This window comes from Streptomyces sp. NPDC058637 (genome assembly GCF_042717325.1).
Taxonomy (GTDB): Bacteria; Actinomycetota; Actinomycetes; order Streptomycetales; family Streptomycetaceae; genus Streptomyces.
Genome location: NZ_JBHXRD010000006.1, coordinates 246,836 through 262,772, shown reverse-complemented (window position 1 = coordinate 262,772; position 15,937 = coordinate 246,836). Strand labels below are relative to the sequence as shown.

The following is a 15,937-nucleotide window of genomic DNA, read 5'->3' as shown; positions in this document are numbered from 1 at the left end:
CTCACCGGGGGGTCTGCCGCGCAACTCCCCCTCCCATCCTCCGGGGGGGGGCCCCCGGGCAAACCGGGCGGGGCACCCCCGACCTGTGTGACCCTTTCCCACATGCCTGTCGTGCGTGATCTGGGTGTACTCCTGCGCTTCCGGAACTTCCGTCGCCTGCTCGCAGTCCGGCTCCTCTCCCAGTCGGCCGACGGTGTCTACCAGGTCGCGCTCGCCACCTACGTCGTCTTCTCGCCGGAGAACCAGACCACTCCGGGGGCCATCGCGTCCGCCATGGCCGTGCTGCTGCTCCCGTACTCACTGATCGGCCCGTTCGCGGGCGTCCTGCTGGACCGCTGGCCGCGCCGTCAGGTCTTCCTGTACGGGAACCTGCTGAGGGCCGCACTGGCCTGCTGCACGGCCCTGCTACTTCTCCACTCCGCGCCCGAGTGGCTGTTCTACGCTTCGGCCCTCTGTGTCACCGCGGTCAACCGCTTCGTCCTGGCCGGACTCTCCGCGGCACTCCCACGTGTCGTCGACAGCGACCGGCTCGTCATCGCCAACTCCCTCTCCCCGACGGCCGGCACACTGGCCGCGACCGCGGGCGGAGGCCTCGCGCTGGCCCTTCAGCTACTGACCGACGGCTCCGACACGGCCGTGGTCCTCCTGGGAGCCGTCCTCTATCTCCTGTCGGCCCTCGCCTCCCTGGCCCTGCCCCGGGCACTCCTCGGACCGGGCCTGGGCGGGCATCACGTAGGCGTACGGGAGGCCCTGGCCACCACGGCACGCGGGCTCGCCGCGGGGTTGCGCCATCTGGCCGAGCGGAAGGACGCGGCCCGCGCCCTGGCCGCCATGACGGTGATCCGCTTCTGCTACGGAGCGCTGACCGTGATGGTGCTGATGCTCTGCCGCTACGCCTGGTCCGACAGCGAGTCCGACGGCCTGACCCTGCTCGGCATCGCACTCGGCGCCTCAGCCGCCGGATACTTCGTCGCCGCCGTGCTCACCCCCTGGGCCATCGGCAGGTTCGGCAGGTTCGGCTGGATGGCGGTGTGTGCCGGGGCGGCCGCACTCCTGGAGCCGGCGCTGGGGCTGCCCTTCACCCCTGTCCCGATGCTGGCGGCAGCGTTCGTTCTCGGGCTCGTGACCCAAGGGGCGAAGATCGCGACGGACACCGAGGTGCAGACGTCGGTGGACGACTCCTACCGCGGCAGGGTCTTCTCCCTCTACGACGTGCTCTTCAACGTCTCCTTCGTGGCCGCGGCGGCCATGTCCGCCCTCGCGCTTCCCGCAGACGGCCGATCCGTCCTCGTGGTGCTCACGGTGGCAGTCCTCTACGCCGCCGTCGCCATGGCGATGCTCCGCCGGAAGCGCGCCGAGAAGGCGGTCCACCGCGACTGAGGGGCGTTGTTTCACGTGAAACAACGCCCCTCGGCCACACCGCGCCGTAACGGCCCGCGCTTCACGCTTCATGTTTCACGTGAAACACGGAGTCGCTCCGGCTTCAGTCCTGCGCGGCCCACCACTCCTTGAGCGCCGCGACCGCGTCATCGTGATCCATCGGCCCGTTCTCCAACCGCAGCTCCAGCAGGAAGGAGTACGCCTTGCCGATCACCGGCCCGGGACCGACGTCCAGGATCCGCATGATCGCGTTGCCGTCCAGGTCAGGCCGGATCGCGTCCAGCTCCTCCTGCTCCTGCAACTGCGCGATGCGTTCCTCGAGCCGGTCGTAGGTCCGCGACAGAGCATTCGCCTTGCGCTTGTTCCGTGTCGTGCAGTCCGAACGTGTCAGCTTGTGAAGCCGGTCCAGCAGCGGACCCGCGTCACGCACGTACCTGCGCACCGCGGAGTCGGTCCACTCCCCGTCGCCGTAGCCGTGGAAGCGCAGATGCAACTCCACGAGCTTCGACACGTCCTTCACCATGTCGTTGGAGTACTTGAGCTCGGTCAGCCGCTTCTTGGTCATCTTGGCCCCGACCACCTCGTGGTGGTGGAAGGAGACACGGCCGTCGCTCTCGAAACGACGCGTCCTCGGCTTGCCGATGTCATGAAGGAGGGCAGCGAGCCGCAGGACGAGGTCCGGGCCGTCCTCCTCCAGGTCGATGGCCTGCTCCAGGACCGTCAGGGAGTGCTCGTAGACGTCCTTGTGCCGGTGATGCTCGTCACTCTCCAGCCGCAGCGAAGGAAGCTCGGGCAGCACCCGGTCCGCCAGACCGGTGTCCACGAGCAGCCCCAGACCCTTGCGTGGGTTCCCGGACAGGAGCAACTTGTTCAGCTCCTCACGGACGCGCTCGGCCGAGACGATGTCGATACGTCCGGCCATGTCCGTCATCGCCGCGACGACCTCGGGAGCGACCTCGAAGTCCAGCTGCGCGGCGAACCGGGCGGCGCGCAGCATGCGCAGCGGGTCGTCGGAGAAAGACGCCTCGGGTGTCCCCGGGGTGCGCAGCACACGCTCCGCCAAGTCCTCCAGACCGCCGTGGGGGTCGATGAACTCCTTCTGCGGCAGCGCGACAGCCATCGCGTTGACCGTGAAGTCACGGCGTACGAGGTCCTCGTCGATGGAGTCGCCGTAGGACACCTCGGGCTTGCGCGAGTTCCTGTCGTACGCCTCCGACCGGTAGGTCGTGACCTCGATCTGGTAGCCGTCCTTCTGCGAACCGACGGTGCCGAAGGCGATACCGACCTCCCACACCGAATCGGCCCACGGGCGGACGATCTTGAGTACGTCCTCCGGACGGGCGTCGGTCGTGAAGTCCAGGTCGTTCCCGAGCCTGCCGAGCAGCGCATCGCGGACCGAGCCCCCGACCAGGGCGAGACTGAATCCGGCCTCCTGGAATCGGCGGGCGAGGTCGTCGGCGACCGGGGACACCCGCAGCAGTTCACTGACTGCGCGGTGCTGCACCTGACTCAGTGCACTGGGGCTGTCTTCGTTGGCGTTCGGCACAACAGAAAAGGGTACGTGCACCGGCCCTCCCGGGCGTCATCGTTTCCTGGTCCCCTGCGAGACTCTTCCGATCATGTGGCACGGTCCCCGGCACTCAGCTGCCGAGCGCATCGTTACCATGCGGGGACGCAGAGACCGGCGAGACCGGCACCAGCTGACGACGACGAGGGACGGGTACGCGTGGCCGAGGCGGCAGACATTCAGGGGACGCACCCTTCCCCTGCCCGCCGGTGGCTCCGGCGGGCAGCCTCCTTGATCGTCGGGGCTCCCCTGATCGCCGGGCTGCTGACCGGTCCGGCTGCCTCCTCGGCACAGGCCGACGTGGTGAAGAAGGCGCCGACCGGCTCACGCACCGTCGATGTGTCCCTGAACACCCTCAGCCCCGCTGCGCCGGTGAAAGGCGACACGCTCACCGTCTCCGGCACCCTGACCAACAAGGGCAAGAGGACGATCACCGACGCGGTGGTCGATCTCCGGGTCGGGCCGACGCTGTCCAGCAGGTCCGACATCGACGAGGCCGCCAAGCGCACCGGCTACTTCCCCGGCAGTGACCCCGCCAAGCTCGGCGGCAAGTACACGCTGAAGGTGGCGAAACTCGCCTCCGGGATAAGCCAGGACTTCTCCATCGACGTTCCGGTGAACAAGCTGGGTCTGGACGACGAGGGCGTCTACCAGCTGGGGGTCTCCCTGACGGGCCGGACCTCCGACAACCTCTACGACCAGGTGCTCGGAATCCGGCGGACCTTCCTCCCCTGGCAGCCCGAGGACACCGACAGCAGGACCAAGCTCACCTTCCTCTGGCCGCTGATCGCGTCGGCCCACGTGACCGCCGAGACGGGCTCCGACGAGCAGCAGACCCCCGTCTTCGCCAACGACGACCTGGCCCGCGAGCTCGCGGCCGGTGGCCGGCTGGAGCAGCTGGTGTCGCTGGGCAGCCGGCTCCCGGTCACCTGGGTGATCGACCCGGACCTGCTGGCTTCCGTCGACGCCATGACGAGGAACTACCGCGTCAGGGTCGGTGACACCATCATCGCGGGAACGAACCAGGCCCTCGCCAAGCAGTGGCTAGCCGCTCTGGAGACGGCGGTGAAGAACGGCACGGTGGTGGCCCTGCCCTTCGCCGACCCCGACCTCGCCTCCATCGCCCACCGCGGTAAGAACGTGTCGGGCACGCTCAGCCATCTCCAGACGGCGACCGAAGTGGCGGGGACGACGGTGGAGACCGTCCTTCACGTGAAGCCGTCCACCGACTTCGCCTGGCCGGTGGACGGTGCCGTCGATCCCTCCGTCGTCGACGTCGCCACGTCGGCCGGCGCGCACAAGGTGATCGCCCGCAGCGACAGCCTCGAAGAGACCGGCAGCCTCGCCTACACCCCGACGTCGGCACGGCCGATCGGCGGCGGCACCACCGCTGTGGTTTCCGACTACCGGCTGTCCACCGCGTTCAAGGGCGAGATGGCCGGCGCCGGGGACTCGACGCTCGCCGTCCAGAAGTTCCTCGCCCATACGCTGGCGCTGACCGAGCAGGCCCCCGACAACGAGCGCAGCATCGTCGTCGCCCCGCAGCGGATGCCCACGGCCGCCCAGGCGCAGACCATGGCACGGGCCCTGCAGGCCCTCACCGACGAACACTGGACGCAGCCCCTCGACCTGGTGGCGGCCGCCGAGGAGAAGCCCGACGCGGGGGCCACCACGAAGGTTCCCAGGGCCTCCCAGTACCCGAAGAAGCTGCGCGGCCAGGAGCTGCCCACCCAGGCGTTCCAGGACATCAGGACGACGCAGGACTCGCTCAACAGCTTCCAGGTCATCCTCACCCAGCCCGACCGGGTGGTGACCCCGTTCGGGAACGCGATCAACCGCTCGATGTCGACGTCCTGGCGCGGCAGGCCGCTGGAGGCCCAGCAGTACCGCGACGCGGTCCGCACCTATCTGCAGAGCCTCACCAACGAGGTGCAGCTCATCGCGAAGTCGGATGTCACCCTGTCCGGCCGCAGCGCGACGATTCCCGTGACCGTGCAGAACAAGCTGGTCCAGGGTGTCGACAACCTCGTGCTCCGGCTGACGTCGGGCAACGCCACACGGCTCAAGCTCAACGACGGCGCCCCGGTCGCCGAACAGCCGGTGAAGATCGCGGGCGGGCACAGCCAGTCCGTGAAGTTCGACGCCTCGGCCAACGCCAACGGCCAGGCCCAGGTCACCGCGCGGCTCTTCACCGAGGACGGGGCACCGTACGGCGAGGAGATGACCTTCACCGTGAAGGTCTCCGAGGTCACACCGACGGTGCTCCTGGTGATCGCCGGCGGGCTGCTGCTGCTCGTCCTGGCCGGCATCAGGATGTACACCCACCGCAAGCGCACCGTCGCGGGCAGCGCGGCGGAGAACAACGGCGGCGAGCAAGACGGCGGCGAACCCGAGCAGCCGAGTGACCCGACACCGGACACCGGTCCGGAAAGCGGGAACCCTTCGGGACCGGGTGAGAAAGTGGACCGTTGAGCGATGTCTGTCGGGGCCGTTCGGCCGGGGACGATGAGGTGGGGTTTCGATGAACGCGCCGTACGACGGTGACCGCGGCCAGGGCGCGGGCGGAGCTGGGTCTTCCAGCGGTCCGCCCGGACCGCCGGGCGCAGGCCAGGACGAGGGGGCACCCGACCCGTACCTGCAGCACGCGTACGACCACGACCCGTACCGGGCGCAGGACCTCGCGGCGCAGGATCCGGTGGCCGAAGCGCTCTACGATCGCGCGGCCCACCCTCCTCCGCCCCCGGGCACCTACCAGGAGCCGCAGGCGCTCTATCAGCAGCCTCCCGCGACCCAGTACGCCCCCGACCCCCGCATCTGGGCCCAGACGCCGCCACCGGAGCCCGCAGGCCCCTCCCGGCACCTTCCCTACGGGGACAACGCTGCGACCACCCAGTACGTAGGGGTGGACGACCTGGTCACACGGGCCGCCGACGACCGCGAGGAGCCGGACGCGTTCGCCCACCTCTTCCGCGACCAGGAGGGCTCGGGACGGCCTCCCGGCCCTCCGGCCGAACCTGAGCCCGCCCCGGCCCCGGTGCCTCCGAAGTCCGGTGGTCGTGCCTCCGGGATACTGAAGTCCAGTGCCCTGATGGCGGCCGGCACCCTGGTGTCGAGGCTCACCGGCTTCGTCCGCAGCCTTGTGATCACCGCCGCGCTCGGTGCGGCCATCCTCGGCGACGCCTTCACCATCGCCTACACCCTGCCAACGATGATCTACATCCTCACCGTCGGCGGTGGGCTCAACTCGGTCTTCGTGCCGCAGCTCGTCCGGTCCATGAAGGACGACGAGGACGGTGGGGAGGCGTACGCCAACCGTCTGCTGACGCTCGTCATGGTCGTGCTCGGCCTGATCGTCGCCCTGGCCGTCTTCGCCGCCCCGATGCTCATCCGCATGATGTCCCTGCCCATCGCGAACGATCCGGCGGCCAACGGCGTCGCTGTCACGTTCGCCCGCTACTGCCTGCCGACCATCTTCTTCATGGGCATCCATGTGGTGATGGGCCAGATCCTCAACGCCCGAGGGAAGTTCGGCGCGATGATGTGGACTCCGGTCCTCAACAACATCGTCATGATCTTCACGTTCGGCCTGTTCATCTGGGTCTACGGCACATCGGCCGAATCCCGGATGGGCGTCGAGACGATCCCGGCGGAAGGCGTCCGGCTGCTCGGCATCGGCACACTGCTCGGTCTGGTCGTCCAGGCACTGGCCATGATCCCCTACCTCCGCGAGGCAGGGTTCCGCTTCCGTCCCCGCTTCGACTGGAAGGGTCACGGGCTCGGAAAAACGATCAAGCTCGCCAAATGGACGGTCCTGTTCGTCCTGGCCAACCAGGCGGGCGTGCTCGTCGTCACCCAGCTCGCCACCTCGGCCGGAAAGCTCGCCGACAAGGACGGCGCGGGCTTCCTCGCCTACTCCAACGCGCAACTGATCTGGGGCATGCCGCAGGCGATCATCACCGTCTCGGTCATGGCGGCCCTGCTGCCGCGCATCTCCCGCGCCGCGCATGACAACGACCCCGGGGCCGTCCGCGACGACATCTCGCAGGGCCTGCGCAACTCGGCCGTCGCGATCGTCCCCGTCGCCTTCACGTTCCTGGCGCTCGGCCTGCCGATGTGCACCCTGCTGTACGCCTCCAGCGGCACCGAGGCCGCGCGGTCCATGGGCTTCATCCTGATGGCGTTCGGCCTCGGCCTCATCCCGTACTCCGTTCAGTACGTCGTGCTGCGTGGCTTCTACGCGTACGAGGACACCCGCACACCCTTCTACAACACGGTCATCGTCGCGGTGGTCAACGCCGCGGCCTCCGCGCTCTGCTACGTGATCCTCCCCGCCCAGTGGGCGGTGGTCGGGATGGCCGCCTCCTACGGACTGGCCTACGCGGTGGGCGTCGGCATCGCCTGGCGCCGACTGAGCAACCGGCTCGGGGGCGACCTCGACGGCGCTCGTGTGGTGCGCACCTACGCCCGTCTCTGCCTGGCCGCGTTCCCCGCGGCCGTCATCGGCGGCGGCGTGGGCTTCGGCCTCCTGACGGCTCTCGGTGACGGCGCCGGCGGGTCCGTGGTGGCATTGGTCTGCGGCAGCGTCATCCTGCTCGGCGTCTTCTTCGTCGCCGCCAGGAAGATGCGCATCGAGGAACTCAACGGCATGGTCGGCATGGTCCGCGGACGGCTCGGACGCTAAAGGCTCGCCGAGCCGCACAACCATCACCGGATACCGCGTGTCGTGCATAGCGCCGGAGTGTGGGCACAATTGGCGTGACTGTGCAGAGCTGGCTGACTGGCATCGCGCAACGGACTGGGGAGGCAGGAACGACGGTGGCGGAACGTAGCACGGCTGCTGTCGACGTGGCCGACAACAGCGGCGACGAGCCGCTGGCCGCCAAGGCGGACGAGGCAACGACCGACGGCACGGCCCAAGCCCAGGACACCGAAGGCGCGAGCCCGGAGAGCACCGACGGCGGGCAGGACAACAGCCCGGCCGCCGTACCGGCGGCACCGGATCTGCACAGCGGCCACAAACTGGCCGGACGCTACCGCCTCGAGGAGTGCGTCACCCGTCTGGACGGATTCAGCAGCTGGCGCGCCGTCGACGAGAAGCTGCGCCGTGCGGTGGGCGTCCATCTGCTTCCCGCCGATCATCCTCGCGCCCGCTCGGTGCTGGCCGCAGCCCGCTCCTCCGCGCTGCTCGGTGACCCGCGCTTCGTCCAGGTCCTGGACGCGGTGGAGGAGGACGCCCTCGTCTACGTGGTCCACGAATGGCTCCCGGACGCCACCGAGCTCACGGCCCTGCTGGCCGCGGGTCCGCTGGACGCCCACGACGCCTATCAGCTCGTGAGCCAGATCTCGCAGGCCATGGCCGCCGCCCACCGGGAAGGCCTCGCACATCTGCGCCTCACTCCCGGAGCCGTACTGCGCAGCTCGACCGGGCAGTACCGGATCCGCGGTCTCGCGGTCAACGCGGCGCTACGCGGCATCACCTCCGACTACCCGCTGCGCAGGGACACGGAAGCGATCGGCGCCCTCCTCTACGCGGCGCTGACTCGTCGCTGGCCGTACGAGAGTGACGCCTACGGGCTCTCCGGGCTCCCGAAGGACCTGGGGCTCATCGCTCCGGACCAGGTACGCGCAGGGGTCCACCGCGGTCTCTCGGAGCTCGCCATGCGGGCGCTCGCCAACGACGGCGCCACCGCGTCACGGCAGGAACAGCCGTGCACCACACCGGACGAGCTGGCCAAGGCCGTCGCGGCCATGCCGCGCATCCTGCCCCCTGAGCCCGCTTTCACCGCTCCGCCCGAGTACCAGCGCACGACCTATCAGCAGGGCACCTACGGGCGCCCGTCGGCACATCCCCTCTCCGCGACTCAGCCCGTGATGGCCAAACCCCCGCCGCCTCTCCAGAGCCGCACGGGCAAGGCACTCAAGTGGGCCGTGTCCGCGCTGCTGATCGCAGCCCTCGGCCTCGGCAGCTGGCAGCTGGCGGAGACCGTCCTCGACCGGACCAACGACTCCGGCGAACCCGCCCCCACAAAGACCACGGACGACGACATCGACAAGAAGGCCGTCGAACCCAGTAAGCCCGTCAGCATCGCCGAAGCCTGGGATTTCGACCCCCAGGGCACGGACGGCTCGGAAAAACCCGCGTCGATAAAGAACGCCTACGACGGGGACGCCGGCTCGTACTGGAGCACCGACGGCTACTACACCGCCGGCTTCGGCAACCTCAAGGACGGCGTCGGAATCGTCCTGGACCTCGGCGAGGTCCAGGAGGTGGGCAACGTCGACGTGTCCTTCCTCGGGGGCCGTACCTCGGTCGAACTGAGGACCACGGACAGTTCGTCCGCCCCCCAGGCATCCGACGGCTTCACCAAGGTCGCGCAGGGCTCCGGAACAAAGGTGTCTCTCAAGCCCGACAAGCAGGTGCGGGCACGGTACGTTCTGGTCTGGCTGACAGAGCTGCCGCTGAGCAGTGACGACGGCAGATACCGGGGCAAGGTCTCGGACATCAAGATCACCAGCTGACGGGACCAGGGGGAGGGGGCTCACCGTTGGACGACACCAGATTCGCCGGCATCAGCGACCAGGATCTACTGGCTCAGCACGTCGCAGGCGAACCGGACGCCTTCGGTGAGGTCGTACGGCGGCACCGCGACCGGCTCTGGGCCGTGGCGCTCCGCACGCTGGGCGACCGTGAGGAAGCGGCCGACGCGGTACAGGACGCGCTTGTCTCCGCCTTCCGCGCCGCCCACACGTTCCGCGGGCAGTCCGCCGTCACCACCTGGCTGCACCGGATCACCGTGAACGCCTGTCTCGACCGCGCGCGCAAGGCTGCCTCGCGCAGAACCTCACCGGTCGACGACGCGGAGCGCCTGGATCAGCTCCTGGAGCCGCACGAGTCCGCCGAGGCTCCGGCCGAACGGCAGGACCTGCACCGCGAACTCCTGGTGGCCATGGCCACCCTCCCCGCCGAGCAACGGGCCGCTCTCATCCTCGTGGACATGCAGGCCTACCCCGTGGCAGAGGCCGCCCGCATCCTCGACGTGCCGACCGGCACCGTGAAAAGCCGCTGTGCGCGAGGCCGGGCCAGACTGCTTCCTCTGCTCACCCATCTGCGCAGCGGCAGAGGGGACGGCGAGGACGGCACCGGGGAGAGGAACCGTACGCAGGGGGCATCCGTCCCACCCGTGTCAGGACCAAGGAACGCAGGGGAAAGCGACCCTGCTGCTGTCAAGGGAGGAGGCCGCGCATGACATCCACAGCCGACACGGCTCAGCACCCGGACGTCTCGGAGATCTCCGACCTCACCGAGGGCCTTCTCTCTCCCCCGCGGGCAGCTGAACTCCGCCTCCACATCAGTAGCTGCGTCGACTGCGGCGATGTCTACTCCTCGTTGGAGGAGATCCGCTCCCTGCTCGGCACCCTGCCCGCTGAGGAGCGGATGCCGGAGGACATCGCGAATCGAATCGACGTGGCGCTGGCGGCCGAATCACTCGCCGCCGGAAAACAGGACGACGCGGGTTCTGTTTCACGTGAAACAGCGGGTTCTGTTTCACGTGAAACATACGATCAGCCTCCGGAGAACCCAGCCGCAGCTCGTCCCGAGGGCCGCCCCCGTGGCGCAACAGGGCCCGGCCGGCGTCCGGCCCGGCGTCGGCGCCGCACGGTGATCCTGGGAACAGCCTTCGGTGCGGCGTTCGTCGGCATGAGCGTCTTCCTGCTGCAGTCGGTCCAGGAGTCCCAGAACGCGTCCAAGAGTGCGGCCGACCACGGCGTGAGTGCTGCCGAGAAGAGCACGGAGGATTTTTCGGAGGACACGCTCGAGGGCCAGGTCCACGCGCTCCTGAGCGAGACGGCGGCCCTTGAAACTCCCGGCTCCGATGTGACGAAGCCTTCCATGGACACCAAGTCGTCCCCGCGGAACATGTCGCCCGAGTCCGTCTCCCCCCGGAGTCCTCTGCGCGCTCCCGTCGTGGACGTACCGCCGTGCGTCCAGGAGGGCACGGGGCGCAACGCCCCCGCCCTCGCCGTGGAGGAAGGCAGCTACCGAGGCACAGCCGCTTTCCTCGTCGTCCTGCCCCACCCGACCGACTCGAGCCGCGTCCAGGCCTATGTCGTCGACGCTGCGTGCGTGGGGGCCGCGCCCGCGGCGAAGGGACAGCTGCTGCTCACGGACTCCTACACGCGCCCCTGAGGGCCTCTCTGGCGGAAGCCGGTCCGGTGTTTCGGGAATGCATGCCCCGTAGGATCCGTTGGGTGGGGTGAGAGTCGTGGAACCGACCCCCGTAGCCAGCAGGCAGTCCGCAGAGACGAGGAAGAAACCGTGACCGACGTCCGTAATGTGATCATCATCGGTTCCGGGCCGGCCGGTTACACCGCCGCCCTGTACACCGCTCGCGCGTCGCTGAAGCCCCTGGTGTTCGAGGGCGCCGTGACGGCCGGTGGTGCGCTGATGAACACCACCGACGTAGAGAACTTCCCGGGTTTCCAGGACGGCATCATGGGCCCCGAACTCATGGACAACATGCGCGCCCAGGCCGAGCGCTTCGGTGCCGAGCTCATCCCCGACGACGTGATCTCCGTCGACCTCACGGGCGACATCAAGACCGTCACGGACACCGCGGGCACGGTGCACCGCGCCAAGGCAGTCATCGTCACCACGGGATCGCAGCACCGCAAGCTCGGCCTGCCGAACGAGGACGCCCTTTCCGGACGCGGTGTCTCCTGGTGTGCCACCTGCGACGGCTTCTTCTTCAAGGACCACGACATCGCCGTCATCGGTGGCGGTGACACGGCCATGGAGGAGGCGACCTTCCTCTCCCGGTTCGCCAAGTCCGTCACGATCGTCCACCGCCGTGACTCCCTGCGTGCCTCCAAGACGATGCAGGAACGCGCCATCGCCAACCCGAAGATCAAGTTCGCCTGGGACAGCGAGGTCGCCGAGATCCACGGCGATCAGAAGCTCGCCAGCCTGACCCTGCGGAACACCAAGAACGGTGAGACGTCCGAGCTCGCGGTGACCGGCCTGTTCATCGCGGTCGGCCACGACCCCCGCACTGAGCTCTTCAAGGGCCAGCTCGACCTCGATGACGAGGGCTACCTCAAGGTCGAGGCTCCCTCGACGCGCACCAACCTGAAGGGTGTCTTCGGCGCCGGCGACGTCGTCGACCACACCTACCGACAGGCGATCACCGCTGCCGGGACCGGCTGCACCGCAGCCCTCGACGCCGAGCGCTTCCTGGCCGCGCTCGACGACGAGAAGCTTGCAGAGCCGGAGAAGACCCCCGCGGTCTGACGCTCCCCCTCACCCCACACACCAAGCGAATTTAAGGAGGCCGCCGTGGCCGGCGCCCTGAAGAACGTGACCGACGACTCCTTCGACGAGGATGTCCTGAAGAACGAGAAGCCCGTACTCGTGGACTTCTGGGCTGCCTGGTGCGGCCCGTGCCGTCAGATCGCCCCCTCCCTGGAGGCCATCGCGGCCGAGCACGGCGACCAGATCGAGATCGTCAAGCTCAACATCGACGAGAACCCGGCCACCGCGGCAAAGTACGGCGTGATGTCCATCCCCACGCTCAACGTGTACCAGGGCGGCGAGGTCGCCAAGACCATCGTCGGCGCCAAGCCGAAGGCCGCGATCCTCCGCGACCTGGAGCCCTTCATCAGCGAGTAGTACAGCGGCACACTTGTTTCACGTGGAACGGCTCGCCCTACGGGCGGGCCCGTTCTGCGTCAGGCCCCTTCAGGCCCGGACGGAGTCCAAGAGGGCTCACAGAGGCCGCAGCACGGGCTCCTTCTGTACGGCACCCAGCAGTCGGTCCAATGCCAGCTCGACGTCCTCCTTCCAGGAGAGCGTCGTACGCAGCTCCAGCCTCAGCCGTGGGTACGTGGGGTGAGGGCGCACCGTCTTGAAGCCCACCGCGAGAAGATGATCCGCCGGGAGGACACATGCCGGCTCCTTCCAGCGGGCATCGCCGAAGGCCTCGATCGCCTTGAAGCCCCGCCGCAACAAGTCCTTGACGACTGTCTGCACGATCACCCGGCCCAGCCCTTGTCCCTGGAACCGCGGCAGGATGAGCGCGGTCATCAGCTGTACGGCATCGGGGGATACAGGGCTGGTGGGAAACGCCATGGCCCGGGGGACGTACGCGGGCGGTGCGTAGAGAACGAAGCCGGCCGCGACATCATCCACGTAGACGATCCGCCCGCAGGAACCCCATTCGAGGAGCACCGCCGAGATCCAGGCTTCCTTCTCGAGCCCGGATCTGCCCGCCCTTATCGCAGCTTCCCCGCTGACCGGATCAAGTTCCCAGAAGACGCACGAACGGCAACGCCCGGGGAGATCCGGAAGGTTGTCCAGTGTGAGCGGTACAAGCCGTCGCCCCATGAAGGCGATTCCTCGCTTCCTGCGCCCGCCGCATCACGTGCGGCTGCCAGCGCACTCCGTTCGCGGAACAGGCTGCCGACAAACCCCCCGACAGCGCCAAGCCCCAACCCGACTGTCACCAGGTGGCTGCGATTCACTGATCGCACGGCCCCCGCCTCCTCTGAGGTGGATCACGGTGGTGGATACGCCATACCAGAACGCATCGTATCCACCCAGACGTGGTGCGGATACCGAGAGAGAGCAAAGGGCGGGCTGTGTTCCGGGATCTTCATCCGTACACAGCCCGCCCTCTATCTTCCGCACGTTCAGCCTTCGTCTGCCTCGGCCTGTTCGCCCTCGGCACTCCGGTTCAGCACGCGTCCCTCGCCCGGGGCGAGGCTGCCGAGAATCCTGTCCAGATCCTCCATCGAGGCGAACTCGACGACGATCTTCCCCTTCTTCTGGCCGAGGTCCACCTTCACCCGCGTCTCGAAACGGTCAGAGAGCCTGGAGGCCAGATCGGTCAGAGCCGGCGAGACCCGCCCGCCGGCACGAGGCCCTCTCGGCTTCGCGGAACTCGTGGGCTCGGAACCCAGAAGGTTCACGATCTCCTCGACCGCGCGCACGGACAGCCCTTCGGCCACGATGCGGTGAGCCAGCCGGTCCTGCTCGTCCGAGTCGTCCACCGACAGCAGGGCTCGCGCGTGACCGGCCGACAGGACCCCGGCGGCGACCCTGAGCTGCACCGGCGGGGAGAGCCGCAACAGACGCAGTGTGTTCGACACCTGAGGGCGGGACCGCCCGATCCGGTCCGCCAACTGGTCATGCGTGCACTTGAAGTCCTTCAGCAGCTGGTCGTACGCCGCCGCCTCCTCCAGAGGGTTCAGCTGGGCCCGGTGAAGGTTCTCCAGAAGCGCGTCCAGAAGCAGCTTCTCGTCGTCGGTCGCCCGGACGATCGCCGGGATGCGGTCCAGCCCCGCCTCGCCGCAGGCCCTCCAGCGACGCTCTCCCATGACGAGTTCGTAGCGGTCGCCGTCCACCTCGCGGACGATGACAGGCTGGAGGAGACCGACCTCCTTGATCGAGGTGACCAACTCGGCCAGAGCATCCTCGTCGAACACCTCACGAGGCTGCCGGGGGTTCGGCGTGATCGAATCAAGGGGGAGCTCAGCGAAGTACGCCCCTGCGGAGTCGGTCGGCTCGGCGACCGCCTCCAGCCCCACGGCCGGGGAGCTCGGCTCCGGAATCATCGGACCGGCGGGCAGTGCTGTCACCTTCGCGGCGGCCACACCCCGCTCGGCGATCAGCACATGGGACGCACCCGCGCCCGCACCAGGAGCCGATACCTGCTTCTCCGGGGGAGCCGCGGGAATCAGTGCACCGAGCCCACGCCCCAGCCCTCTACGACGCTCGCTCACTGCATGCCCTCCGCGTTGATCTGCCGGCTGTTCTGAACGCCCGTGTGGGCCTGCTGCGCCTCGTAATGCATCCCCACGCCCCTGAGGGCGATCTCCCGGGCTGCTTCGAGGTAGGAGAGTGATCCGCTGGAACCCGGATCGTAGGTCAACACCGTCTGTCCGTAGCTGGGCGCCTCGGAAATGCGCACGGACCGCGGAATGCTCGTGCGCAGCACCTCCTTGGAGAAGTGGCTGCGCACTTCCTCCGCCACCTGTGAGGCGAGCCTGGTCCGGCCGTCGTACATGGTGAGCAGGATCGTCGACACATGAAGATCCGGGTTGAGGTGCCCCCGGACGAGATCGACGTTGCGCAGCAGCTGCCCGAGACCCTCCAGCGCGTAGTACTCGCACTGAATCGGGATGAGCACCTCGGCGCCGGCCACCATCGCGTTGACCGTCAGTAGACCGAGCGACGGCGGGCAGTCGATGAGGATGTAGTCCAGCGGCTGCTCGTACGCCTGAATCGCCCGCTGCAGTCGACTCTCCCGTGCCACCAGTGACACCAGCTCGATCTCCGCACCGGCGAGATCGATGGTGGCCGGGGCACAGAAGAGGCCTTCGACGTCCGGAACGGGCTGGACCACTTCGGAGAGCGGCATGCTCTCCACCAGGACGTCATAGATGGAGGGGACTTCCGCGTGATGGTCGATCCCCAGGGCCGTGGAAGCGTTGCCCTGCGGGTCGAGATCCACCACCAGGACACGCGCACCGTGCAGAGCGAGCGAAGCGGCAAGGTTGACCGTGGAGGTCGTCTTCCCTACTCCGCCCTTCTGGTTGGCCACGACGATGACGCGTGTCCGGTCAGGTCGAGGCAGCCCTTCGCCGGCGCGGCCAAGGGCCTCAACCGCCAACTGGGCCGCACGACCGATGGGTGTGTCGTCCATCGGAGGCGGTGTTTCACGTGAAACACCGTCCCCCGCGGACTCGGTACGGGGACCGGGGACCGGATCGGTCATCGGTCCCGCGATCTCGGCGTCGGACCGCAAGGATTCACTCTCCTCGACTTCAGGCTCGCAATGAACAGAGCCTGCCATGCTTTTGGGGTCGCGAACCAGCGAGGCCGACTGTTCTGTGGATGAATCCGCTTCTGTGGACAACACGGCAACCCTTACGGGCTTGCGGTCGCGCGGTGCGGCAGCCGCACGACCACGGTCGATGATTCCCTGCAGCAGA

12 protein-coding genes are annotated in these 15,937 nt (G+C 68.4%); 8 read left to right on the top strand and 4 right to left on the bottom strand.

Annotation, left to right across the window (positions count from 1 at the left end):
- Positions 1-102 precede the first annotated feature (102 nt).
- Positions 103-1,380, top strand: a complete 1,278-nt coding sequence (locus ACFWVP_RS08610) for an MFS transporter (protein WP_384494729.1) — start codon at positions 103-105, stop codon at positions 1,378-1,380.
- A 103-nt stretch (positions 1,381-1,483) separates the two neighbouring features.
- Here ACFWVP_RS08610 and ACFWVP_RS08605 read toward each other — a convergent pair whose 3' ends face one another.
- Complete coding sequence (locus ACFWVP_RS08605) at positions 1,484-2,926, bottom strand: CCA tRNA nucleotidyltransferase (RefSeq protein ID WP_384494728.1); 1,443 nt, start codon at positions 2,924-2,926, stop codon at positions 1,484-1,486.
- Positions 2,927-3,106: 180 nt separating this feature from the next.
- Between ACFWVP_RS08605 and ACFWVP_RS08600 the strand changes: the two genes are divergently transcribed.
- From ACFWVP_RS08600 to trxA, 7 genes are all read left to right on the top strand, one after another.
- Positions 3,107-5,419: a DUF6049 family protein gene (locus ACFWVP_RS08600; protein WP_384494726.1), complete on the top strand. Its 2,313-nt coding sequence runs from the start codon at positions 3,107-3,109 to the stop codon at positions 5,417-5,419.
- A 49-nt stretch (positions 5,420-5,468) separates the two neighbouring features.
- The gene (murJ, locus tag ACFWVP_RS08595; RefSeq protein ID WP_384494724.1) at positions 5,469-7,628 is read left to right on the top strand and encodes a murein biosynthesis integral membrane protein MurJ; all 2,160 of its coding nucleotides are present in this window, start codon (positions 5,469-5,471) and stop codon (positions 7,626-7,628) included.
- A gap of 134 nt (positions 7,629-7,762) precedes the next feature.
- Positions 7,763-9,466 (top strand): serine/threonine protein kinase, encoded by a 1,704-nt coding sequence (locus ACFWVP_RS08590; RefSeq protein ID WP_384494723.1) that lies wholly within the window; start codon positions 7,763-7,765, stop codon positions 9,464-9,466.
- Positions 9,467-9,492: 26 nt separating this feature from the next.
- Positions 9,493-10,194 (top strand): RNA polymerase sigma factor SigM, encoded by a 702-nt coding sequence (gene sigM / locus ACFWVP_RS08585; protein WP_384494721.1) that lies wholly within the window; start codon positions 9,493-9,495, stop codon positions 10,192-10,194.
- Positions 10,191-11,135 (top strand): hypothetical protein, encoded by a 945-nt coding sequence (locus ACFWVP_RS08580; protein ID WP_384494720.1) that lies wholly within the window; start codon positions 10,191-10,193, stop codon positions 11,133-11,135. Before sigM ends, ACFWVP_RS08580 begins: the two co-directional genes overlap by 4 nt.
- Positions 11,136-11,264: 129 nt before the next feature.
- Positions 11,265-12,236 carry a thioredoxin-disulfide reductase gene (trxB, locus tag ACFWVP_RS08575; protein WP_384494718.1) on the top strand — a complete coding sequence of 324 codons (972 nt, stop codon included), beginning with the start codon at positions 11,265-11,267 and terminating at the stop codon, positions 12,234-12,236.
- Between the two features lie 45 nt (positions 12,237-12,281).
- Positions 12,282-12,614, top strand: coding sequence for a thioredoxin (trxA, locus tag ACFWVP_RS08570; protein ID WP_361899860.1), 333 nt, complete (start codon positions 12,282-12,284; stop codon positions 12,612-12,614).
- A 96-nt stretch (positions 12,615-12,710) separates the two neighbouring features.
- Here the strand turns inward: trxA and ACFWVP_RS08565 are convergent, their stop codons facing one another.
- From ACFWVP_RS08565 to ACFWVP_RS08555, 3 genes are all read right to left on the bottom strand, one after another.
- On the bottom strand, positions 12,711-13,328 hold the full coding sequence (locus tag ACFWVP_RS08565; RefSeq protein ID WP_384494714.1) for a GNAT family N-acetyltransferase: 618 nt from the start codon (positions 13,326-13,328) through the stop codon (positions 12,711-12,713).
- A gap of 305 nt (positions 13,329-13,633) precedes the next feature.
- The gene (locus ACFWVP_RS08560) at positions 13,634-14,725 is read right to left on the bottom strand and encodes a ParB/RepB/Spo0J family partition protein (RefSeq protein ID WP_384494713.1); all 1,092 of its coding nucleotides are present in this window, start codon (positions 14,723-14,725) and stop codon (positions 13,634-13,636) included.
- Positions 14,722-15,798: a ParA family protein gene (locus ACFWVP_RS08555; protein WP_384494738.1), complete on the bottom strand. Its 1,077-nt coding sequence runs from the start codon at positions 15,796-15,798 to the stop codon at positions 14,722-14,724. Before ACFWVP_RS08555 ends, ACFWVP_RS08560 begins: the two co-directional genes overlap by 4 nt.
- Between the last annotated feature and the right edge of the window lie 139 nt (positions 15,799-15,937).

What these genes read in the sequence shown, in the direction of transcription:
- ACFWVP_RS08610 (WP_384494729.1), top strand. Translation starts at nt 103, where the DNA reads ATGCCTGTCGTGCGTGATCTGGGTGTACTCCTGCGCTTCCGGAACTTC.
- murJ (WP_384494724.1), top strand. Translation starts at nt 5,469, where the DNA reads ATGAACGCGCCGTACGACGGTGACCGCGGCCAGGGCGCGGGCGGAGCT.
- ACFWVP_RS08580 (WP_384494720.1), top strand. Translation starts at nt 10,191, where the DNA reads ATGACATCCACAGCCGACACGGCTCAGCACCCGGACGTCTCGGAGATC.
- ACFWVP_RS08565 (WP_384494714.1), bottom strand. Translation starts at nt 13,328, where the DNA reads ATGGGGCGACGGCTTGTACCGCTCACACTGGACAACCTTCCGGATCTC.
- ACFWVP_RS08555 (WP_384494738.1), bottom strand. Translation starts at nt 15,798, where the DNA reads ATGGCAGGCTCTGTTCATTGCGAGCCTGAAGTCGAGGAGAGTGAATCC.